At 74.4% G+C, this 22185-nt stretch carries 15 protein-coding genes; 14 read left to right on the top strand and 1 reads right to left on the bottom strand.

The annotated features are described in order from the left end of the window. Window positions 1–6: 6 nt before the first annotated feature. From lysA to prfA, 11 genes are all read left to right on the top strand, one after another. Window positions 7–1392 carry a diaminopimelate decarboxylase gene (gene lysA, locus TPA0908_RS12605; protein ID WP_281937644.1) on the top strand — a complete coding sequence of 462 codons (1386 nt, stop codon included), beginning with the start codon at window positions 7–9 and terminating at the stop codon, window positions 1390–1392. Beyond that, window positions 1389–2693, top strand: a complete 1305-nt coding sequence (locus TPA0908_RS12600) for a homoserine dehydrogenase (RefSeq protein ID WP_281937642.1) — start codon at window positions 1389–1391, stop codon at window positions 2691–2693. The genes lysA and TPA0908_RS12600 overlap by 4 nt, the downstream gene beginning before the upstream one ends. Window positions 2694–2805: 112 nt before the next feature. Then, window positions 2806–3855, top strand: coding sequence for a threonine synthase (thrC, locus tag TPA0908_RS12595; protein WP_281937640.1), 1050 nt, complete (start codon window positions 2806–2808; stop codon window positions 3853–3855). Window positions 3856–3943: 88 nt separating this feature from the next. Beyond that, complete coding sequence (locus tag TPA0908_RS12590) at window positions 3944–7186, top strand: efflux RND transporter permease subunit (RefSeq protein WP_281937637.1); 3243 nt, start codon at window positions 3944–3946, stop codon at window positions 7184–7186. Window positions 7187–7321: 135 nt separating this feature from the next. Continuing rightward, a complete protein-coding gene (locus TPA0908_RS12585; RefSeq protein ID WP_281937635.1) occupies window positions 7322–8143 on the top strand; it encodes a polysaccharide deacetylase family protein in 822 nt (273 codons plus the stop codon). Between the two features lie 9 nt (window positions 8144–8152). Further along, window positions 8153–9385 carry an MFS transporter gene (locus tag TPA0908_RS12580; RefSeq protein WP_281937633.1) on the top strand — a complete coding sequence of 411 codons (1233 nt, stop codon included), beginning with the start codon at window positions 8153–8155 and terminating at the stop codon, window positions 9383–9385. Between the two features lie 135 nt (window positions 9386–9520). After that, window positions 9521–10423 carry a homoserine kinase gene (gene thrB / locus TPA0908_RS12575; protein ID WP_281937632.1) on the top strand — a complete coding sequence of 301 codons (903 nt, stop codon included), beginning with the start codon at window positions 9521–9523 and terminating at the stop codon, window positions 10421–10423. Between the two features lie 339 nt (window positions 10424–10762). Beyond that, window positions 10763–12925, top strand: a complete 2163-nt coding sequence (gene rho / locus TPA0908_RS12570; protein ID WP_281937630.1) for a transcription termination factor Rho — start codon at window positions 10763–10765, stop codon at window positions 12923–12925. A 153-nt stretch (window positions 12926–13078) separates the two neighbouring features. Further along, a complete protein-coding gene (locus TPA0908_RS12565; protein ID WP_281937628.1) occupies window positions 13079–16564 on the top strand; it encodes a phosphodiester glycosidase family protein in 3486 nt (1161 codons plus the stop codon). A 248-nt stretch (window positions 16565–16812) separates the two neighbouring features. Beyond that, window positions 16813–17037 carry a 50S ribosomal protein L31 gene (rpmE, locus tag TPA0908_RS12560; RefSeq protein ID WP_073828674.1) on the top strand — a complete coding sequence of 75 codons (225 nt, stop codon included), beginning with the start codon at window positions 16813–16815 and terminating at the stop codon, window positions 17035–17037. A 118-nt stretch (window positions 17038–17155) separates the two neighbouring features. After that, a complete protein-coding gene (gene prfA, locus TPA0908_RS12555; RefSeq protein ID WP_281937625.1) occupies window positions 17156–18244 on the top strand; it encodes a peptide chain release factor 1 in 1089 nt (362 codons plus the stop codon). A 73-nt stretch (window positions 18245–18317) separates the two neighbouring features. On the opposite strand, the gene TPA0908_RS12550 is transcribed toward prfA, so the two are convergent. Further along, window positions 18318–19871, bottom strand: a complete 1554-nt coding sequence (locus TPA0908_RS12550) for a GGDEF domain-containing protein (protein WP_281937623.1) — start codon at window positions 19869–19871, stop codon at window positions 18318–18320. Window positions 19872–19944: 73 nt separating this feature from the next. On the opposite strand from TPA0908_RS12550, the gene prmC reads away from it, so the two are divergent. From prmC to TPA0908_RS12535, 3 genes are read left to right on the top strand one after another with little or no spacing between them, the layout of a single operon-like run. Continuing rightward, a complete protein-coding gene (gene prmC, locus TPA0908_RS12545; RefSeq protein WP_281937621.1) occupies window positions 19945–20892 on the top strand; it encodes a peptide chain release factor N(5)-glutamine methyltransferase in 948 nt (315 codons plus the stop codon). Beyond that, complete coding sequence (locus tag TPA0908_RS12540; protein ID WP_281937619.1) at window positions 20892–21536, top strand: L-threonylcarbamoyladenylate synthase; 645 nt, start codon at window positions 20892–20894, stop codon at window positions 21534–21536. The genes prmC and TPA0908_RS12540 overlap by 1 nt, the downstream gene beginning before the upstream one ends. Next, complete coding sequence (locus tag TPA0908_RS12535; RefSeq protein ID WP_281937617.1) at window positions 21537–22148, top strand: arsenate reductase/protein-tyrosine-phosphatase family protein; 612 nt, start codon at window positions 21537–21539, stop codon at window positions 22146–22148. Window positions 22149–22185 lie beyond the last annotated feature (37 nt).

Raw genomic sequence — 22185 nt, 5'->3', positions numbered from 1 at the left:
TCCCCGGTGCGTGCCCATGAGGCCGGTGCCCTGCACGGCGACATCGGCAACCGGGGGCCCGCCTGGCTGCGCACCCCGGTCGACGTCAACGCCCTGGTGCCGCAGCTCTGGCCGCGCCACGTGGCGCGCGGCCCGGCCGGCGCGCTGACCGTCGCCGGCCTGGACGTCCGCGACCTGGCCGCCGAGTTCGGCACCGCGGCGTACGTGCTGGACGAGGACGATCTGCGCGGACGCTGCCGCGAGTTCCGGGCCGCCTTTCCAGACGCGGACGTCTACTACGCCGGCAAGGCGTTCCTCTGCCGCGCGGTGGTCCGCATGATCGCCGAGGAGGGCCTGTTCCTCGACGTCTGCACCGGCGGTGAGCTGGCCACCGCGCTCTCGGCCGGGATGCCGCCGGAACGGATCGGCTTCCACGGCAACAACAAGTCGGTGGCCGAGCTGACCCGGGCGGTGGACGCCGGCGTGGGCCGGATCATCGTCGACTCGTTCACCGAGATCGACCGGCTCTCCGAGCTGGCCCGCGAGCGCGGGGTCCGCCCGAAGGTGCTGGTCCGGGTCACCGTCGGCGTGGAGGCGCACACCCACGAGTTCATCGCCACCGCGCACGAGGACCAGAAGTTCGGCTTCTCCCTCGCCGGCGGCGCCGCCGCGACGGCCGCGTTCCGGATCCTCGACGAGGACGTGCTGGAGCTGCGTGGGCTGCACTCGCACATCGGCTCGCAGATCTTCGACGCCAGCGGCTTCGAGGTCTCCGCCCGCCGGGTGCTCGCCCTCCAGGCACAGATCCGCGACGCCCGCGGCGTGGAGCTGCCCGAGCTGGACCTGGGCGGCGGCTTCGGCATCGCGTACACCACGCAGGACGACCCGGCGTCCCCGCACGAGCTGGCCAAGCGGCTCCGCAAGATCGTCGACGGCGAGTGCGCGGCGGAGAACCTCGCCGTGCCGCACCTCTCGGTCGAGCCGGGTCGCGCCATCGTCGGCCCGGCCGTGTTCACCCTCTACGAGGTGGGCACGGTGAAGGACGTGGACGGCCTGCGGACGTACGTCAGCGTGGACGGGGGGATGAGCGACAACATCCGCACCGCGCTCTACGACGCGTCGTACTCGGCGACACTGGCGAACCGCGCGTCTTCCACGGTGCCGATGCTCGCCCGCGTGGTGGGAAAGCACTGTGAGTCCGGGGACATCGTGGTGAAGGATGAATTCCTGCCCGCCGACGTGCAGCCCGGAGATCTTCTCGCGGTGCCCGGCACGGGGGCCTACTGCCGGAGCATGGCCAGCAACTACAACCATGTGCCGAGGCCCTCGGTCGTCGCCGTGCGTGACGGTCACGCCCGGGTGATCGTTCGGCGGGAGACCGAAGACGACCTGCTCGCATTGGACGTGGGATGACCTCACCGGTTCGCTTGGCACTTCTCGGCTGCGGCACGGTCGGCAGCGACGTCGTACGGCTGCTGCACGCGCAGTCGGCCGACCTCGCCGCCCGGATCGGCGCCCCGCTGGAGATCGCCGGCATCGCCGTCCGCCGGCTCGGCCGTGACCGCGGCGACCTGCCGGTCGACCCGGCGTTGTTCACCACCGACGCGCTCGGGTTGATCAAGCGCGACGACGTGGACGTGGTGATCGAGGTCGTCGGCGGCATCGAGCCGGCCCGGGGCTGGCTGGTCGAGGCGCTGCGCGCCGGCAAGAGCGTGGTCACCGCCAACAAGGCGCTGCTCGCCGAGGACGGCGCCACGCTGCACGACGCGGCGGCCGAGGGCGGCGCCGACCTCTACTACGAGGCCAGCGTCGCCGGGGCCATCCCGCTGCTGCGCCCGCTGCGCGAGTCGCTGCACGGCGACCGGATCACCCGGGTCACCGGCATCGTGAACGGCACCACCAACTTCATCCTCTCCGCCATGGACGCCACCGGCGCCGGGTTCGCCGAGGCGCTGGAGGAGGCCACCGAGCTGGGGTACGCGGAGGCCGACCCGACGGCCGACGTGGAGGGCTTCGACGCCGCCGCCAAGGCCGCCATCCTCGCCTCGCTGGCGTTCCACACCCGGGTCACCGCCGCCGACGTGCACCGCGAGGGCATCACCGAGGTGACCGCCGCGGACGTGGCCAGCGCCAAGGCCATGGGCTGCACGATCAAGCTGCTCTGCATCGCGGCCCGGGGCGCCGACACGGCCGGCCGCGAGACCGTCAACGTCCGGGTGCACCCGGCGATGATCCCGCTGAGCCATCCGCTCGCCGGCGTCGGCGACGCGTTCAACGCGGTCTTCGTCGAGGCGGACGCCGCCGGGCAGCTCATGTTCTACGGCCGGGGCGCGGGCGGGGCGCCGACCGCCAGCGCGGTGCTCGGCGACGTGGTGGCGGTGGCCCGCAACCGCCTCGCCGGCGTGCACGCGGCCAGCGAGTCGGCGTACGCGGACCTGCCGGTGCGGCCGATGGGAGAGGCGCTCACCCGCTACCACATCAGCCTCGACGTGGCCGACCGGCCGGGTGTGCTGGCGTCGGTGGCCGGGGTGTTCGCCCGGCACGAGGTCTCCATCGCCACCGTCCGGCAGGGCCCCGCCGGCGGCGACGCCGAGCTGGTCATCGTCACCCACGTCGCACCGGACGCCGCGCTCGCGGCCACCGTGCGCGAGCTGCGCGGGCTGGACACCGTCCGGTCGGTCACCAGCGTGCTGCGGGTCGAGGGCGGCGCGTAACCCCGGCGTCCCGCCTGATGGTTAGGTCGGAGTGTGCCGGTGACCGGTCGGGCAGGCTGGTCCACGCTTGAGGCGGGCCCCGGACCGGGGCGGGAGAGGCGAGGAGCGCGACATGTGGCGAGGGCTGATCGAGGCGTACCGGAACCGGCTGCCGATCACCGACGCCACTCCGGTCGTCACGCTGCACGAGGGGAACACGCCGCTGCTGCCGGCACCGGTGCTCTCCGCCCGGGTCGGCGCGGACGTGTGGCTCAAGGTCGAGGGCGCGAACCCGACCGGCTCGTTCAAGGACCGGGGCATGACGCTCGCCGTCTCCAAGGCGGTCGAGGGCGGCGACAAGGCGATCATCTGCGCCTCCACCGGCAACACCAGCGCGTCGGCCGCCGCGTACGCGGCCCGCGCCGGGATCACCTGCGCGGTGCTGGTGCCGCAGGGCAAGATCGCGCTGGGCAAGCTGGCCCAGGCGCTGGTGCACGGCGCGAAGCTGCTCCAGGTGCAGGGCAACTTCGACGACTGCCTGGCGCTGGCCGGCAAGCTCGCCCAGGACTACCCGGTCGCGCTTGTCAACTCCGTGAACGTGTACCGGCTGCACGGCCAGAAAACGGCCGCCTTCGAGATCGTCGAGGCGCTCGGCGACGCGCCGGACATCCACTGCCTGCCGGTCGGCAACGCCGGCAACATCACCGCCTACTGGATGGGCTACTCCGAGGACCTGCACGACGGCAACGCCACGAAGGCCCCCCGGATGTTCGGCTTCCAGGCGGCCGGCGCGGCCCCGATCGTCACCGGCCAGGTGGTGCCCGAGCCGTCGACCATCGCCACCGCCATCCGGATCGGCAACCCGGCGAGCTGGACGAAGGCGGTCGACGCGCGGGACGCCTCCGGTGGGCTGATCTCCTCGGTCACCGACCGGGAGATCCTCTCCGCGTACCGCCTGTTGGCCCGCGAGGTGGGCGTCTTCGTCGAGCTGGGCAGCGCGGCCAGCGTGGCCGGCCTGCTCCAGCAGGCCGCCGCCGGCCAGGTGCCGGCCGGGTCGCGGGTGGTGTGCACGGTCACCGGCCACGGCCTGAAGGACCCGGAGTGGGCCATCTCGACCGCCCCGGCGCCGGTGACCATCGCCAACGACGCCCTCGCCGCCGCCCGCTCCCTCGACCTGGCCTGAACCCACCCGCCCCGCAGGCGGGGAGCGGGACCGGGTGCGGCAGACTCAGGGCACCCCGCAGACCCCTTCCCAGGAGTGACCAACGCCCATGTCGTTGCTCGCCAGATTCAGTCTTGCCAACCGGGGCCTGATCGCCCTGATCGCGTTGGTGACCGCGGCGTTCGGCGCGTTCGCCGTGCCGTCGCTGAAGCAGCAGCTGCTGCCCTCGCTGGAATTCCCGGCGGCGTTCATCGTGGCGCCGTACCCGGGCGCCGCCCCCGAGATCGTCGAGTCCCAGGTCGCCGAGCCGATCGAGAACAGCCTCCAGGGCATCCCGGGGCTGGAGAAGGTCACCTCCACCTCGCGCGAGGGCGCGGCCACCGTCCAGGTGCAGTACGAGTTCGGCACCGACCTGGACGACGTGGTCAACAAGATGGAGACCGCGATCAACCGGGCCCAGCTCCCGGAGGGCGTCGACCCGCAGGTGATCGCCGGCAGCACCGACGACCTGCCCGCGGTGGTGGTCGCCGCGACCGGCGACGGCGACGAGCGGGCGCTGGCCGAGAAGCTGCGCGCCACCGTGGTGCCGGAGCTGGAAGGGCTGGACGGCGTCCGTTCGGTGGACGTCACCGGCGCCCGCGACCAGGTGGTGACGATCACGCCCGACCCGGCGAAGCTGGCCGCCGCCCGGGTGGCCCCGACCGCCATCGCGTCGGCGCTCAAGTCGAACGGCGTGGCGGTGCCCGCCGGCGCGCTGGCCGACGGCGACCGGTCGCTGCCGGTGCAGGTCGGCACGCCGATCCGCACGGTGGACGACCTGCGGGGCATCGTGCTCACCACCGCGCCGGCCGCGCCGGTGCGCCTCGGTGACGTGGCGAGGGTGGAGCAGCAGCTCGCCCCGGCGACGTCGTTCACCCGCACCAACGGCAAGCCGAGCCTGGGCATCGCGGTGACCGCCAGCCCGGACGGCAACGCGGTCGGCATCTCGCACGACATCCGCGACCGGCTGGCCGAGTTGCGGACCGCCTCCGGCGCGGAGCTGACCGTCGTCTTCGACCAGGCCCCGTTCGTCGAGCGGTCCATCGAGAGTCTCACCACCGAGGGCCTGCTCGGCCTGCTGATGGCCGTGGTGGTGATCCTGGTGTTCCTGCTCTCGGTGCGGTCCACCGTGGTCACCGCGGTCTCCATCCCGCTGTCGGTGCTGGTCGCGCTGATCGTGCTCTGGGCCGGCGACTACTCGCTGAACCTGCTCACGCTTGGCGCGTTGACCATCGCGGTCGGCCGGGTGGTGGACGACTCCATCGTGGTGCTGGAGAACATCAAACGGCACCTGGAGTACGGCGAGGAGAAACGCGACGCGATCCTGGCCGCGGTCCGCGAGGTGGCCGGCGCGGTCACCGCCTCCACGCTGACCACGGTCGCCGTCTTCGCGCCGATCGCCCTGGTCGGTGGCTTCGTCGGGCAGCTCTTCGCGCCGTTCGCGATCACCGTGACGGTGGCCCTGCTCGCCTCGCTGCTGGTGTCGCTGACCGTGATCCCGGTGCTGGCGTACTGGTTCCTCCGGCCGCGCCGCGGCGCGGACGACGAGGCCGCCCGCCGCGCCGCCGAGGAGAAGGAGCTGCGCAGCCCGCTCCAGCGGGCGTACCTGCCGGTGATCGGCTTCGCCACCCGGTCGCGGAAGAGCCGGTGGGCCACCGTGGCGCTCGGCCTGCTGGTGCTGCTGGGCACGTTCGGCCTGGCGCAGAAGCTGGAGACCAACTTCCTGGACGACTCCGGCCAGGACACCCTGGCCATCCGGCAGGAGATGCCGGCCGGCACCGGGCTCACCGGCACCGACCGGGCTGCCGCCCGCGTCGAGGAGGTGCTGAAGCGTACGCCGGGCGTGGAGACCTACCAGGTCAGCGCCGGCGGCGGGGACAACCCGTGGGCCGGGGGCGGCGGCAGTGACAGCGCCTCCTGGTCGCTGGCGCTGGCCGGCGACACCGACGCCAAGGCGGTGCGGGAGACGCTGCGCAAGGAGTTCGACGCGCTCGGCCCGGAGGTCGGCGAGCTGACCTTCGGCGGCGGGCAGGACGCCTCGGCCAACCAGGTCGAGGTGGTGGTGCAGGCCGCCGACCAGGAGACGCTGACCCGAGCGGCGGAGGAGGTCCGGGCCGCGATGGCCGGCACCTCCGGCGTCGAGGACGTCACCAGCGGCCTGGCCACCCGGGTGCCCCGGGTCGAGGTGACCGTGGACCGGGTCGCCGCGGCCCGCGCGGGTCTCACCGAGGCGGCCGTCGGGCAGCTCGTCGCGCAGACGTACCGGGGGGTGCCGCTGGGCCAGGTCACGCTGGACGGCACGGCGCAGGACGTGGTGCTGAGCAGCGGGGCGAAGCCGCCGCTGAGCGTGGCGGAGCTGCGGGCGCTGCGGGTGGGGCCGGTGACGTTGGACGCGATCGCCGACGTCAACCAGGTCGACGGGCCGCAGCAGGTGACCCGGATCGACGGCGAGCGCAGCGTCTCGGTGACCGGCACGGCCACCGGCTCGAACCTCGGCGCCACCACGGCTGAGCTTCAGAAGAAGCTGGACGCGCTGGACGTGCCGGGTGCCACGTACGTCATCGGCGGGGTGAGCGCCGACCAGGCGGACGCGTTCGCGGACCTCGGCCTGGCGGTGCTGGCCGCCATCGCGATCGTCTTCCTGATCATGGTGGCCACGTTCCGCAGCCTGACCCAGGCGCTGATCCTGCTGATCTCGGTGCCGTTCGCGGCGACCGGCGCGATCGCGCTGCTGCTGGCCACCGGGACGCCGCTGGGCGTGCCGGCGCTGATCGGCGTGCTCATGCTGGTCGGCATCGTGGTGACCAACGCGATCGTGCTGCTCGACCTGATCAACCAGTACCGGGCACAGGGCATGGGCGTCACCGAGGCGGTGGTCGAGGGCGGCCGGCGCCGGCTGCGACCGATTCTGATGACCGCGGTCGCCACCGTGTTCGCGCTGCTGCCGATGGCGTTCGGGCTGACCGGTGAGGGCGGGTTCATCTCGAAGCCGCTGGCGATCGTGGTGATCGGTGGTCTGCTCAGCTCGACGCTGCTGACGCTGGTCCTGGTGCCGACGCTCTACACCATGGTCGAGCGCACCAAGGGCTCGTTCCGGGACCGCCGGGACCGCCGCCGGGGCGTGCCGGAGCCGACCGGCCCGGCCGAGCTGGTCGAGCGGGCCGAGGCCCCGACGCCGGTGACCGTGGGCGGCGGGGACGGTCCGCCCGAGCCGCCGGCCCGCCCGTCCGGGGCGCTGGTCGACGGCACCGACCAGTTCGAGGTGCTCCGGCTGCCGAAGAGCCGCCGTTCCCCCCTTCCCCCCACCGAGTGAAAGGAGGGGGCCCCGCTTGACGCCTCCTGCACAGGTGGGGCCCCCTCGCACACTTCCCGCACGCGGGGGCACGCCGAGACCCACCGGGAGCGGTACGCTCGGTGAGCTGGTGCCTACTTTGGGTGCGGGGGCGCGATGGCGGACGGCAGGGGCCGGTGGGGTCGCCGAGCGCTGCTGCGCCGGTCGGCGCTGCTGCTCGGCGGTGCCGCGATGGGTTCCGCCGCGACCCTGGAGAGCACGTGGGTGGCCGACCGCCGGCTGCCGCTGGCGGGCGGCCCGGCCAGCGCGACGCTCGGCAACCGCCGCCAGGACGTCGGCGGGGGCGGCGTGCAGGTGGTGTGGGGTGTCCGCACCGGTGAGCCGCTGGTGGCGCTGACGTTCGACGACGGGCCACGGCCACAGTGGACGCCGATGGTGCTGGACACCCTGGCCGAGCACCGGGTGCCGGCCACGTTCTTCCTGGTCGGGGAGCGGGCCCGCCGGCACGCCGCGCTGGTGCGCGGCCGGATGGGCGGCCACGAGGTGGGCAACCACAGTTGGGCGCATCACGACCTGGCCCGGATGGACGCCGCGGCGGTCCACGACGACCTGCGCCGCAGCCACGACGCGATCACCGCGGCCACCGGCACGGCGCCCCGGCTGCTCCGCCCGCCCTGGGGGCACCTGGGCGGGGCGGTGCTGTACGCGGCGGCCCAACTGGACTACCGGCTGGTGCTCTGGACACTCCAGATGGTGGAGAGCGAGTTCCCGCACGACCCGGCCGGGCACGCCCGGCGCATCGTGGCCGACGTGCGGCCCGGCACCATCCTGCTCGGCCACGACGTCGGCGACGAGCGGCGGTTGGTCGCGCTCCGCGGCCTGCCCGACATGATCGCCGGGCTGCGGGCCCGGGGCTACGCGTTCGTCACCGTTTCCGACCTGCTGCGTCGCACCGCCGCCCCGGGAGCCGCCCGATAGGGTGCCGGCGTGTCACCCACCCTCTCGGTCCTCGTCCGCAACCGCGACTTCCGCAACCTGTTCCTCGCCGAGCTGGTGGTCTTCGGCGCCGACTGGTTCGTCATGGTGCCGCTGCTCGTACTGCTGCCGGAGCTGACCGGCAGCGGGATCTGGGGCGCGCTGGTGCTGGCCGTGGACACCGGCACCACCGCCCTGCTGCTCCCGTACGCGGGCACCGTCGCCGACCGGTTCGACCGCCGCAAGGTGATGATGGCGGCCAATGTGGCCGCGTTCGCCGGCATCCTGCTGCTGCTCGGTGTGCGGGGCGCCGGGACCGCCTGGCTGGCGCTGCTGGCCATCGCGGTCGTGGCCGTGGCGAAGGCGTTCTACTCGCCGGCCGCCCAGGCCGCGCTGCCCAACGTGGTCGATCCGGTGGACCTCGCGGCGGCCAACGCGGTCGCCGGCTCGGCCTGGGGCACGATGGCGGTGGTCGGCGCCTCGCTCGGCGGCATCCTGAGCGCCGCCGCCGGCCCGTACGCCTGCTTCTGGGTGGCCGCGGCGGGCCTGGCCGGGGCGGCGGCGCTGGCCGCGCTCATCCGGCGGCCTCTCCAGGCGCCCCGGGACCCGGCGGCGGGCGTGCCGCGCCCCTCGGCGGCGATCCGCGAGGCGCTCGGCTACATCGCCCGCCGGCCGCGCGTGCTCGCGCTGGTGACGGTGAAGTCGGCGGTCGGCCTGGGCAACGGCGTGCTGACCGTCTTCCCGCTGCTGGCCGGCGTGTACGGGGTCGGGGCGGTCGGCGCCGGTCTGCTGTTCGCCGCCCGGGGGGCCGGCGCGCTGGTCGGCCCGATCCTGATGCGCCGGGTGCTCAGCAACCGGGCCTGGCTGCTCACCGGCCTGGCGCTGTCCATGTCGACGTACGGCCTGGCCTACCTGGGGGCCTCGGCGGTGTCCTGGTTCCCGCTGGTGCTGGTGCTGGTCTTCCTGGCCCACCTCGGGGGCGGAAGCAACTGGGTGCTGTCCAACTACGCGCTCCAGGGCGAGGTGCCGGACCGGCTGCGCGGCCGGGTCTTCGCCACCGACATGATGCTCGCCACGCTGGCCATCGCGCTCAGCCAGCTGGTGGTGGCGCTGGTGGTGGACCGGGTGGACGAGCGCACCGTGCTGGCCGGCTGCGGCCTGGTCACCGTGGTCTACGCGATCGGCTGGCGGTTCGCCACCCGGCGGCTGTCGCTCACCGACCCGGCGCAGCCGCCGGCCGGTTGACCGAGGTGCTGCTGGCCCGCGTGATCCTGTCGTTCCATGGCGGCGAGCGGGTGCGGCGGGACGGGCGGTCCGTCCGGCGGTCCCACGCTGCGGGCGGTCCGCCGCGGTGTCGGTGCCAGGCCCTAGCATGAGCCGGTGCCGACGACTTTCGCCTCCGGTCCGGTCCGGGTCCGGGTGCCCGCGACCAGCGCCAATCTCGGCCCCGGGTTCGACGCGCTCGGGCTGGCCCTCGGCCGGCACGACGACGTGACGGCCGAGGTGACCGGCGGCGGCGTCCGGGTGGTGGTCACCGGCGAGGGCGCCGGTGAGCTGCCGGCGGACGACCGGCACCTGGTGGTGACCGCCATGCGGGCCGCGTTCGACGTGCTGGGCGCGCAGCCCGCCGGCCTGGCGCTGGAGTGCGTCAACCGGATCCCGCAGGCCCGTGGTCTCGGTTCGTCCTCGGCGGCCATCGTGGCCGGGGTGCTGGCGGCCCGCGCGCTGGTGGTCGACGGCGGGCAGCGGCTGGACGACGCGGCCACGCTGCGCCTGGCGGCGGAGCTGGAGGGGCATCCGGACAACGTGGCCCCGTGCCTGCTCGGCGGCTTCACGATCGCCTGGACGGAGTCGTCCGGCGCCCGGGCGGTCTCGCTGCCGGTGGCGTCCGCCGTCCGGCCCACCGTCTTCGTGCCGGCCGAGCGGGGCCTGACCGCGGCGGCCCGGGCCGCCCTGCCGGCCACCGTGCCGCACGCCGACGCCGCGGCCAACGCGGGCCGGGCCGCGCTGCTGGTGCACGCGCTGACCACCGACCCGGCTCTGCTGCTGCCGGCCACCGTCGACCGCCTGCACCAGGAGCAGCGGGCCCCGGGGATGCCGGCCAGCGCCCGGCTGGTCGCCGCGCTGCGTGCGGCGGGTGTGGCTGCCGTGATCAGTGGGGCGGGCCCGACCGTGCTGGCGCTCTCCGACGTGCCGGCGGGCTTCGAGCCGGGAACAGAATGGCGCCGGTGGGAGTTGCCGACAGATGTCAGCGGAGCCCGGGTTTTCCGGGGTACACTTTGACACGCCGAGCGGGACCCTGTTGCCGCAGGTCGGAAGAGTTGATTACCCTCTAGACCGAGCACAGCCGCGAAGCATGCGATCTTCCTGCGGTTCGGCGCACCCCCGAAGCTCTCGGCGGTCAGCCCGTCACCCCTGCCCAAGGCCCACGCCGCACCGCAGTTTCCGCAGGTCGCCGCAGACGGCGAGACCTGCTCACCGAGGTTGGTGAGTCGGGAGACCGCCCTGCTGCTGTGTTACAGACTCCCGCGACGCGTCCATGCGAGGCGGGTGCACCGAGGCCGCCCGGCCACCTGGTTCCACGACCCCGGGCAGCCCCGGCCTATCGAGGGAAGGAATCCATTGAGCGACACCACCGACGTGACGTCGGATGTTTCCAACGTCGCTGGCGATGCCACCGCCGCCCCCACGCGCCGTCGGCGTAGCGGTACCGGCCTGTCGGCGATGCTGCTGCCGGAGCTCCAGAGCCTGGCCGCGTCGCTCGGCATCTCTGGTACGGCTCGCATGCGCAAGGGCGAGCTGATCAGTGCGATCACCGAGCGGCAGGGCGGCGCCGCCGCCGGTACCCCTCGACCGCGGGCCGAGGTTGCGGCCGCGGCGGCTCCCGCACGCGAGGAGGTGCACGCCGAGGTCCGTGAGGAGCGGGCCGAGGCCGGGCGTCGTCCCGCCGAGCAGGCGCCGGCCGCCGAGGCGACCGAGGGCCGCACCCGTGGCCGCCGTACCCGGGCCGCCACCGCGGCCACCGAGGCGCGTCCGGCCGAGGCACCCGCCGCGGAGGCGCCCGCCGAGATCGGCGAGCGGACCGAGCGGGCCGAGCGCGGCGCTGAGCGTGCCGAGCGCGGCGGCGAGCGTGCCGAGCGCGGCGGCGAGCGTGCCGAGCGCGGCGGCGAGCGTGCCGAGCGCGGCGGCGAGCGGGCCGATGGCGGCGGCGAGCGTGCCGAGCGCGACGAGCGTGCCGAAGGCCGGGGCCGCGACCGGGGTGAGCGCACCGACCGGGCCGAGCGGGGTGACCGCAACGATCGGGGCGAGCGTGCCGAGCGGGGCGACCGCAACGACCGGGGCGACCGCAACGAGCGTGCCGACCGGGGTGAGCGTGCCGAGCGGGGTGACCGCAACGACCGGGGCGACCGCAACGATCGGGGCGACCGCAACGATCGGGGCGACCGCAACGATCGGAGCGATCGCAACGACCGGGGCGACCGCAACGACCGGGGGCAGCGCGCCGAGCGGGACAACCGCGACAACGACGACGACGACGAGGGCGGCGGCCGGCGGGGCCGGCGCAGCCGGTTCCGGGACCGTCGGCGTGGCCGCGGCGAGCGGGGCGAGAACGGCGACGGCGGTGCCGTCCGCGAGCCGCAGGTCGGCGAGGACGACGTGCTCGTCCCGGTGGCCGGCATCATCGACGTGCTCGACAACTACGCCTTCGTCCGGACCACCGGCTACCTGGCCGGCCCGAACGACGTGTACGTCTCGATGTCCCAGATCAAGAAGTACGGCCTGCGCCGCGGTGACGCCATCACCGGCGCGGTGCGGGCGGCCCGGGACGGCGAGCAGCGGCGCGACAAGTACAACCCGCTGGTCCGGCTGGACACCATCAACGGCATGGAGCCGGACGAGGCGAAGCGCCGGCCGGAGTTCTACAAGCTCACCCCGCTCTACCCGCAGGAGCGGCTGCGGCTGGAGACCGAGCCGCACATCCTGACCACCCGGGTCATCGACCTGGTCATGCCCATCGGCAAGGGGCAGCGGGCGCTCATCCAGTCGCCGCCCAAGGCGGGCAAGACGATGGTGCTGCAGGCGATCGCGAACGCGATCACCCGCAACAACCCGGAGTGCCACCTGATGGTGGTGCTGGTGGACGAGCGGCCCGAAGAGGTCACCGACATGCAGCGGTCGATCAAGGGCGAGGTCATCGCGGCCACGTTCGACCGTCCGCCGCAGGACCACACCACGGTGGCCGAGCTGGCGATCGAGCGGGCGAAGCGCCTGGTCGAGCTGGGGCACGACGTGGTCGTGCTGCTCGACTCGGTGACCCGGCTGGGTCGGTCGTACAACCTGGCGGCGCCGGCCAGCGGCCGGATCATGTCGGGTGGTATCGACTCCACCGCGCTCTACCCGCCGAAGCGCTTCCTCGGCGCGGCCCGCAACATCGAGAACGGCGGCTCGCTGACCATCATCGCCACGGCGCTGGTGGAGACCGGTTCCATGGCGGACACGGTCATCTTCGAGGAGTTCAAGGGCACCGGCAACGCCGAGCTGAAGCTGGACCGGAAGATCGCCGACAAGCGCGTCTTCCCGGCGATCGACATCAACCCCACCGGTACGCGCAAGGAGGAGGTCCTGCTCGCGCCGGAGGAGTTGGCGATCATCCACAAGCTCCGCAAGGTGCTGCACTCGCTGGACTCGCAGGCCGCGCTCGACCTGCTGCTGGACCGGCTCAAGCAGTCCCGCACCAACATCGAGTTCCTGATGCAGATCGCGAAGTCCACTCCGGGCGAGTGACCTGACGGACCGACGACGAGGGGCACGGCCACCGGCCGTGCCCCTCGTTCGCGTACCGGGTCGGGCGGGCGACCCACCGGCCTGCTGAAGTTTTTCTACGGTTCAGCCGCGAGGTATTGAAACTTCTGTTCAGAGTCGGGTTGACTGTCGTCCATGCGACTGCGCAGTCGATCCATCCGTTCCGCCGGCGTCCTGCTGCTGACGCCGCTGCTCACCCTCGCCGCGCCGATGCCGCCGGCCGCGGCGGCCACCCCTTCGACCAAGGCCACGCCGTGGACCACGGCGACCCCGGGCACGGCGACCCCCACGGGCACGGCGGCCGAGGACGCGCCGGCGGCCTCCTCCCGACCCGAGTCGGCGGTCACGCTGGCCGCGGTGGAACCCGCCGGTGGCCTGGAGACCGCGAAGACGACCCGGCCGGTCGCGCCCGGTCTCGACCTGACCTCCTTCGACAGGTACGACGCCGCCGGCTGGCTGCGGGCCGACGCGCTCACCGCCGACCTGTCCGGCGGGCTGACCGTGGACTACGTCAACTCCGGCGCGGTCACCCGGGACGAGCCGCTGCGCGCGGCGGTGGACCGGTCCCGTGCCGTGGCGGCCGTCAACGGCGACTTCTTCGACATCAACAACTCCGGTGCCGCCCAGGGCGTCGGCATCCGCTCCGGTGAGCTGGTGCAGTCGCCGATCGCCGGGCACCCCAACGCGGTCGGGATCAGCGCCGGCGGCATCGGCCGGGTGGTCGAGGTCGGCTTCGAGGGCACCGCCGCGCTGCCCGCCGGCCCGGTGCCGCTGACCCAGTTCAACAACATGGTGCAGCGCGACGGCGTGGGCGTGTTCACGCCGCTCTGGGGCGCGTACCCCCGGCAGCGCGCGGTGGACGGCGCGGCGCGGGTGGTCGAGGTGACGGTGACCGGCGGGCGGGTGGCCACGGTCGCCACCACGGCGGGGGAGGGGCCGATCCCGGCCGGCAGCACGGTGCTGCTCGGCCGGGAGGCCGGGGCGGACGCGCTCGCCGCGTTGCGTCCCGGCGACGCGGTGGACCTGTCCTGGCGTCCGCGCGCCTCCGACGGCGGCGACCTGCGCGCCGCGGTGGGCGGCGGGAGCGTGCTGGTCCGGGACGGCGTGGTGCAGAGCATCGCCGACCAGTCGCTGGCCCCGCGTACGTCGGTCGGCTTCTCCGCCGACGGACGTCGGATGATCATGCTGACGGTGGACGGCCGGCAGGTGGACAGCCGCGGTGTCACCCAGACCGAGATGGGCCGGATGATGGTCGAGCTGGGTGCCGCGAACGCGCTCAACCTCGACGGCGGCGGCTCCTCCACGCTGCTGGCCCGGGAGCCCGGCGCGGCGGCGGTCCAGGTGGAGAACAGCCCCTCCGACGGCAGCGAGCGGCCGGTGCCGAACGGGCTGGCCGTCTACGCGCCGAAGGGCAGCGGCCGGCTCACCGGGTACTGGCTGGAGACCGCGAGCGACCCGACCGCCGCGCCGGGCGTCGCCCCGGTCCGAGGCGGCCGGCCGGACCGGGTCTTCCCGGGCCTCACCCGCCGGCTCACCGCCGCCGGCCACGACGAGACGTACGGGCCGGCGGCCGGCGAGCCGCGCTGGCGCGCCACCCACGGCCGGGTGGACGGCGACGGGATCTTCCGGGCCGGCAGCCCCGGCCGGAGCACCGTCACCGCCGCGCGCGGACGGGCCCGGGGCACGCTCGACCTGACCGTGCTCGGCCCACTGGCGCGGATCGACGCCACCGTCGACCGGGTCGGCCTCGACGGGGCCGGCGACACCGGCCTGTTCGGCGTGGTCGGCTACGACGCCGAGGGCAACACCGCGCCGATCGAGCCGGCCGACCTGAAGCTGGAGTACGACCACGACCTGCTCTCCGTCACCCCCACCGCCGACGGCAACCTGTCCGTGACGGCGCTCGGCGGGTCCGGCTCGGCGCTTGTCACCGCCCTCGTCGGTGGGCACCGCACGGTGCTGCCGGTGACGGTCGGGCTGACCGACGTGCCGGTGGCCGGCTTCGACGACGCCGCGTCCTGGCGGTTCAGCCAGGCCCGGGCCGCCGGCGCGGTCGCCCCGGCGGACGGGCACACCGGCGCCGGCCTGAAGATGTCGTACGACTTCAGCCAGTCCACCGGCACCCGGGCCGCGTACGCCGACCCGCCGGCCTGGATCGACGTGCCCGGCCAGCCGCAGGCGTTCGGCATGTGGATCAAGGCGAACGGCACCGGCGAGTGGCCGAGCCTGCACCTGCACGACGCGCAGGACACCCAGTTCGTGCTGCGCGGCCCGTACCTGGACTGGACCGGCTGGAAGTACGTCGAGTTCGCGGTGCCGCCCGGCGTGCAGTACCCGGTGCGGGTGCGCCGGTTCTACGTGGCCGAGACCGACCCGGCGAAGCAGTACCGCAGCGAGGTGGTCATCGACGACCTGGTGGCCCGGGTGCCGCCGGACGTGCAGGCGCCCGCGGAGCCGAACCGCACCGACCGGGTGGTGCTGCGCGACGGCACCGTCGACGGCGCGCCCTGGCGCTTCGCGGTGCTCTCCGACGCCCAGTTCGTCGCCGCCGACCCGGACAGCGAGCTGGTCGCCCAGGCCCGCCGTACGCTGCGCGAGGTCCGCGCCGCCCGGCCGGACTTCCTGATCATCGACGGCGACTTCGTGGACACCGCGTACCCGGCGGACTTCGCGCTGGCCAAGCGGATCCTGGACGAGGAACTGGGCGGCGAGGTGCCCTACCACTACGTGCCGGGCAACCACGAGATCATGGGCGCCCCGATCGACAACTTCCGCAGCGTGTTCGGGGACACCAAGCGTGTCTTCGACCACCGGGGCACCCGGTTCCTCACCCTGAGCACGGCCAGCGGCTCGCTGCGCGGGGGCGGCTTCGACCAGGTGGAGCTGCTGCGCCGGACGCTTGACGAGGCGGCTGCCGACCGCGCCGTCGGCTCGGTGGCGGTGCTGTTCCACCACCCGCCGCGCGACCCGAGCCCGGTCAAGGCCAGCCAGCTCGGGGACCGGAAGGAGGCCGCGCTCGTCGAGCAGTGGCTGGCCGACTTCCAGCACCGCACCGGCAAGGGCGCGTTGATGGTCAACGGGCACGTCGGCACGTTCCACGCCGACCGGGTGGACGGCGTCCCGTACGTGATCAACGGGAACGCGGGCAAGGACCCGTCCACCCCGGCCGGGCTGGGCGGTTTCACCGGCTGGACCGAGTTCGGGGTGGACCCGGTCACCGCACGGGAGGCGGAGCGGGCCCGCCGCGACCCGCTCGCCGAGGGGCCGGAGTGGGTGGCCGCGGAGACGCACGCCCACGTCGACCGGCTCGCGCTGGACGCGCCGGCGCAGGTGCGCCTCGGCGCCCCCGCGGCCGTCGTCGCCACGCTCACCCAGCCCGGCGGCCGGCAGGTGCCGGTGGGGCCGCCGGTGAGCGCCGACTGGGCGGGCTCGCCCAACCTGCACGTCGGCGGCGCGACCGGGGTACGCCCGTGGCACGTGGCCCGGTTCGACCCGTCGACCGGTCAGCTCACCGCGCTGCGTGCCGGCGCACGGATCCTGCTCACGGTCACCGTCAACGGCGTCCGCGCCGAGGCCACGGTGACCACCACCGCGGCGGCGCAGGCGCGCCCCGCCGCGTAGGTCCCCCGGCCGGGCTCCTCGTCCTGGGGGAGGAGCCCGGCCGGCGGGGCGCGCGCATGCCCCGGCGGTGGGCGGGAATGCGGGGAGGTGGTCGGGCGTTGTGGCGGGCGGACCTGCTGTGCCGGCCGGCCGACGCCCATGGCACACTGGTCAATCGGCCACCGGTTCCGGTTCACGCCCGAGCCCGTCACCACGACGGGGCACACCGACGGCGACCCGGCGACCACCCACGAAAGGACCGAGGCGACATGAAGCCCAACATCCACCCGGAGTACGCGACCACCGAGGTCCGCTGCTCCTGCGGCAACACGTTCACGACCCGCAGCACCGCCAAGGGCGGCGCCATCAGCGTCGAGACCTGCAGCGCCTGCCACCCGTTCTACACCGGTAAGCAGCGCGTGCTGGACACCGCCGGTCGGGTCGCGAAGTTCCAGCAGAAGTACGCCAAGGTTCAGGCCAAGAAGGCCAAGTAGCTCCGTCGACGACGCCCGTGTCCGGCTCCGTGCCGGACACGGGCGTTCGTCCGTTTTCCGCCGGTGTCGTGTCGTCCCGTCGTCGAGTCGTCCTGTCGTCCGAAGGAGCATCCGCAGCATGAGCAGTGAGCGCCTGGCCGCCCTCCTCGACGAGTACGCCGAACTGGAGAAGCGGCTGGCCGACCCGGCCATCCACGCCGACCAGGGCACCGCCCGGCGGGTCGGCCGGCGCTACGCCGAGCTGGTGCCGCTGCACAAGGCGGCCGGCGAGCTGGAGCAGGCCCGTGCCGACCTGGTCGCCGCGCGCGAACTGGCCGCCGAGGACCCGGCGTTCGCCGCCGAGGCGGACACCATCGCGGCCACCCTGCCGGCGCTCGAGGAACGGCTCGCCGAGCTGCTCATCCCGCGTGACCCGCACGACGCGAAGGACGTGATCGTCGAGATCAAGGCCGGCGAGGGCGGTGAGGAGTCGGCGTTGTTCGCCGGTGACCTGCTGCGGATGTACACCAGGTACGCCGAGCGCCGGGGCTGGACCACCGAGGTGATCGACGCCCAGGACTCCGACCTCGGCGGTGTGAAGGACGTCTCGCTGGCGATCAAGACCAAGGGCGTGCCCGAGGGCGGCAACGGCGTCTGGTCCCGGCTCAAGTGGGAGGGGGGCGTGCACCGGGTGCAGCGCGTCCCGGTGACCGAGTCGCAGGGCCGGATCCACACCAGCGCGGCCGGCGTACTGGTGCTGCCCGAGGCGGAGGACGTGGACGTCACCATCGACGCGAACGAGCTGCGGATCGACGTGTTCCGCTCGTCCGGGCCCGGCGGCCAGTCGGTCAACACCACCGACTCGGCGGTCCGGATCACCCACGTCCCGACCGGCATCGTGGTGTCCTGCCAGAACGAGAAGTCGCAGCTCCAGAACCGCGAGCAGGCGATGCGGATCCTGCGCGCCCGGCTGCTCGCCGCGGCCCAGGAGCAGGCCGACGCCGCCGCCTCGGACGCCCGCAAGGCGCAGGTCCGCACCGTGGACCGGTCGGAGCGGATCCGCACCTACAACTTCCCGCAGAACCGGATCACCGACCACCGGATCGGCTACACCGCGTACAACCTCGATCTGGCGTTGGCCGGCGAACTGGACGGGGTGCTCGACGCGCTGACCGAGGCGGACCGCGCGGCCCGGCTGGCCGGCGAGACCGAATTGTCCCGCCGCTGACCGACCGCCGGCGCATCAACCGGGGCGCCCGCCTATACCGGAGGCGTTGACAGGGGGCCCCGCCTTACACACCTCAGCTGGCGCGGAGGCGGTCCTTCGCGCGCAGCATCTCCCGGTCGGCCAGCTCGAACGCGGCGCCCAACGCCTCCCGGACGCTGATCGTGGTGCTGCCGTCGACCTCCGCGAACCCGATGGTGACCCCGACCGGGGTGCCCGGGACCAGGGTGTCCCAGTCCTCGGTGCGTACGGCTGCCTCGATCCGCCGGGCCACCTCGACCGCCTCCGGCATGACGGTGTCGGGGAGCACCACGACGAACTCGTCGCCGCCGTAGCGGGCCACGAAGTCGCCCCGCCGCATCACCCGGTTGATCACGCCGGCCACCCGTTGCAGCACCAGGTCGCCGGAGTGGTGGCCGTGCCGCGTGTTGACCGCCTTGAACCCGTCGAGGTCGCAGACGCCGATCACCACCCGCTCGCCCCGGGACACCACCGCGCCGAGGTAACGCTCCAGCCGGCGTCGGTTGGGCAGGCCGGTGAGCGGGTCGGTGAGCGCCTCGCCCTCGTACCGGGCGGCCTCGCGGCGCATCTCCTCGTGGTCGATCCGGGCGGCGATGCCGTCGATGTAGACGTCGCGCAGGCGGTCGCTGCGCCGGGCGGCCAGCCGGAACGCGTGCCGGTCGGCGCGGTGCGCGCCGGCGTGGTCGCCGGCCCGGGCCAGCGCGATGCTGCGCAGCCGGGGCGGTTCGGCCGCGCCGAGCGTCTCGTCGGAGGCCCGGACCGTGTCCAGCCGGGTGACCGCCTCGATCGGCCGGCCGGCGGCGACCGCCAGGCAGACCTGACCGAGCTGGCGCAGGTCGCGGGCGCGGGCGCTGTCCCCGCCGTGGCCGAGCAGGCGGTTCGGGTCGGCGTCCCCGGCCGACTCCACCCGGTCGCCGAGCGCGGCGCGACGGGCGGCGGCGTAGCCGTAGGCGGTGAGGCTGCTGGGCCGCAGGTTGGCGGCCTGCCCACCGCGCAGGAACCGGGCCAGGTCACCGGCCACGTCGCGCAGCACCCGCAGGCAGCCGTCGCTGTCGCCGTTGTGGTCCAGGGCCACCGCGTTGCGCAGTCGGATCCCCGGCGCGGCGAACGTCTCCTCCGGAATGCCCGCGCTCAGTCCGACCTCGCGGGCGCGTTCGATCGCGCCGAGCGCGTGGCCGTGGAAGCTGAGGTACGAGTACGCCATCGCCAGGTCGTGCCAGCCCCAGGCGGTGTCCCGGTCCGGCGTGTCGTCGGCGCCGAGCGCGCGGGCGGCCCGGACCAGGTGCATCACGCACCGGTCGAGCGCGCCCTGGTGGTGGGCGGCGAGCGCGGCCAGCGCGTTGAGGTGCCCGTGCAGGTAGGGCTCGGCCAGGTCACGCACGGCGGCGGAGGCGTCCTCGACGGCCCTGGTGAACTCGGCGGTCCGACCGAGATTGATCAGCGCGGACAGGCGTTGCACAAGCGCGTCGGCGCGGGCGTACGGATCGTCGGTGGTGCGGATCACGCGATCGAGCAGCACGCACGCCTCGGCGGAACGGCTCGCCTCCTGCAACGCCCGGGCACGTCGGAGGGCGTCAACCTGGTCCTCGACCTGGTCGAGCCAGCCCACTCGCGACCTCCCTGACGTGTGCGCCCGGACGCACCCGCTCGTGTGGCGACCCGCGACGCTTCATGATTATTGCGTGAGCACACTCCCGCAACACCCGTCCGAAGGGACAGAACGCGAACGGGTCTCGCCGATGATCGCCCGGGCGGCCCGGACACTGGCCGCCGCCGGGGTGGCGGCGCCGCGGGCGGAGGCCGAGCAGTTGGCCGCGTACGTGCTGGGGGTGCCGCGCGGCCGGCTGGCGCTGGCCGACGGGTTCACCGCGGTCCAACGTGAACGCCTGGCCGCGCTGCTCGACCGGCGGGTGGCCCGGGAGCCGTTGCAGCACCTCACCGGCGCGGCCGGTTTCCGGCACCTGGAGCTGGCGGTCGGGCCGGGGGTGTTCGTGCCCCGCCCGGAGACCGAACTGCTCGCCGGCTGGGGGGTCGAGGTGGCCCGGCGGCTCGCCGCGCCGCTCGTGGTCGACCTGTGCAGCGGCTCCGGCGCGATCGCGCTCGCGGTCGCCCAGGAGGTGCCGGCGGCCCGGGTGGTGGCGGTGGAACGCTCCCCGGCCGCGCTGGCCTGGCTGCGGCGCAACGCGGCCGGGCGGGCCGACGCGGGGGACCGGCCGGTCGAGGTGGTGGTCGCCGACGTCACCGATCCGGACCTGCTGGCGGACCTGGCCGGCCGCGTCGACGTGCTGCTGTGCAACCCGCCGTACGTGCCGCGCGCGGTGACCGTGCCGCCGGAGGTGGCCGGCCACGACCCGGACGAGGCGGTGTTCGGCGGCGCGGACGGGCTGGACGTGATCCGGCCGGTGGTGGCCCGCGCCGCGACGCTGCTGCGTCCGGGCGGGGTGATCGGCGTCGAGCACGACGACACGCACGCCACGGCGGTGCCGGCCCTGCTCGCCGGCGACGGCCGGTACGAGCACGTGGCGGAGCACCGGGACCTGGCCGGGCGGCCCCGCTGGGCGACCGCGTCCCGGCGGGCGGACGGCCGACACGCCGACCCCGGCGCGGCGTGGCAGACTGACTCCTCGTGATGCTCTACGACTGTCGGTCGCCCGCCGACCGGGACCGCGGCATCGCCGCTGCCATCGAGGCCGTCAAGAACGGGGAACTCGTCGTCCTGCCGACCGACACGGTCTACGGCATCGGGGCGGACGCGTTCACGCCGTACGCGGTGAAGGCCCTGGCGGACACCAAGGGTGGCACCCGGCAGGCGCCGCCGGTGCTGATCGGCTCCCGGCACACCCTCGACGGCCTGGTCTTCTCGCTGCCCCAGGTGGCCCGCGACCTGGTCGAGGCGTTCTGGCCGGGCGCGTTGACGATCGTGGTGGAGCACTCGCCGAGCCTGGCCTGGGACCTCGGCGACACCAGCGGCACGGTGGCAGTGCGGATGCCGCTGCACCCGGTCGCCCTGGAGGTGCTGCGGGAGACCGGTCCGATGGCGGTCGCCTCGGCCAACAAGGTTGGCCAGCCCGCCGCGCTGACCGCCGAGGAGGCCCGCGACCAGCTCGGTTACGGCGTCCGGGCGTACCTGGAGGCCGGGCCGGCGGTGGACCCGGTGCCGAGCACCATCGTCGACCTGACCGGCGAGGTGCCGCGGGTGCTGCGCCAGGGCGCGGTGTCGGTGGCGAAGCTGCGCGAGGTGGCGCCGGAGCTCCTCGACGAGCGGGGGGTCTGAGTGCCGCCCTTCACCGTCCTGCACGTCTGCATGGGCAACATCTGCCGGTCGCCGATGGCCGAGCGGCTGCTGCTGCTCGCCGTGCGGGAGCGGCTGGCCCGGCTCGACGTCGACCCGGCCGGCTCGGACGCGCTGGTGCACAGCCACAGCGCCGGCACCGGCGGCTGGCACGCCGGCGAGGAGATGAACCCGCCGGCCGCGCGGCAGGTGACCGCGCGCGGTGGTGACGTGGCCGGGTTCGCCGCGCGGCGGTTGCGCTCGGATCTGATCGACGCCGCCGACCTGGTGCTCACCGCCACCGCCGACCAGCAGGAGTACGTGGTGGCGCTGCGGCCGGACGCCGCCGGGCGCACGTTCGTGCTGGGCGAGTTCGGCCGGCTGCTGGGTGGGCTGGACCGGTCCGCCCTGCCGCCCGCCGGGCCGACGCCGGAGGCGGTGCACGCCCGGGGGATGGCGCTGGTGGCCGCCGCCGACGCGGCCCGACAGGGCGACCCGGCGTTGCCCACCGACGACCTCGACGACCCGTGGGGCCGGGGCGACCAGTGTTTCAGCCGGGTGGCCGACGAGATCGAGGAGACGGTCCAGCCGCTGGCCGCCGCGTTGCTGCCCTGAGGTTCATCCTTTCTCGCGAACTTCCTGCGCATTTCAT

The sequence above is a fragment of the Micromonospora sp. AKA38 genome (genome assembly GCF_027925725.1).
GTDB lineage: Bacteria > Actinomycetota > Actinomycetes > Mycobacteriales > Micromonosporaceae > Micromonospora.
This window is presented reverse-complemented; position numbering and strand designations above follow the sequence as displayed.

What these genes read in the sequence shown, in the direction of transcription:
- TPA0908_RS12600 (WP_281937642.1), top strand. Translation starts at nt 1,389, where the DNA reads ATGACCTCACCGGTTCGCTTGGCACTTCTCGGCTGCGGCACGGTCGGC.
- thrC (WP_281937640.1), top strand. Translation starts at nt 2,806, where the DNA reads ATGTGGCGAGGGCTGATCGAGGCGTACCGGAACCGGCTGCCGATCACC.
- TPA0908_RS12590 (WP_281937637.1), top strand. Translation starts at nt 3,944, where the DNA reads ATGTCGTTGCTCGCCAGATTCAGTCTTGCCAACCGGGGCCTGATCGCC.
- TPA0908_RS12585 (WP_281937635.1), top strand. Translation starts at nt 7,322, where the DNA reads ATGGCGGACGGCAGGGGCCGGTGGGGTCGCCGAGCGCTGCTGCGCCGG.
- TPA0908_RS12565 (WP_281937628.1), top strand. Translation starts at nt 13,079, where the DNA reads ATGCGACTGCGCAGTCGATCCATCCGTTCCGCCGGCGTCCTGCTGCTG.
- rpmE (WP_073828674.1), top strand. Translation starts at nt 16,813, where the DNA reads ATGAAGCCCAACATCCACCCGGAGTACGCGACCACCGAGGTCCGCTGC.
- prfA (WP_281937625.1), top strand. Translation starts at nt 17,156, where the DNA reads ATGAGCAGTGAGCGCCTGGCCGCCCTCCTCGACGAGTACGCCGAACTG.
- TPA0908_RS12540 (WP_281937619.1), top strand. Translation starts at nt 20,892, where the DNA reads ATGCTCTACGACTGTCGGTCGCCCGCCGACCGGGACCGCGGCATCGCC.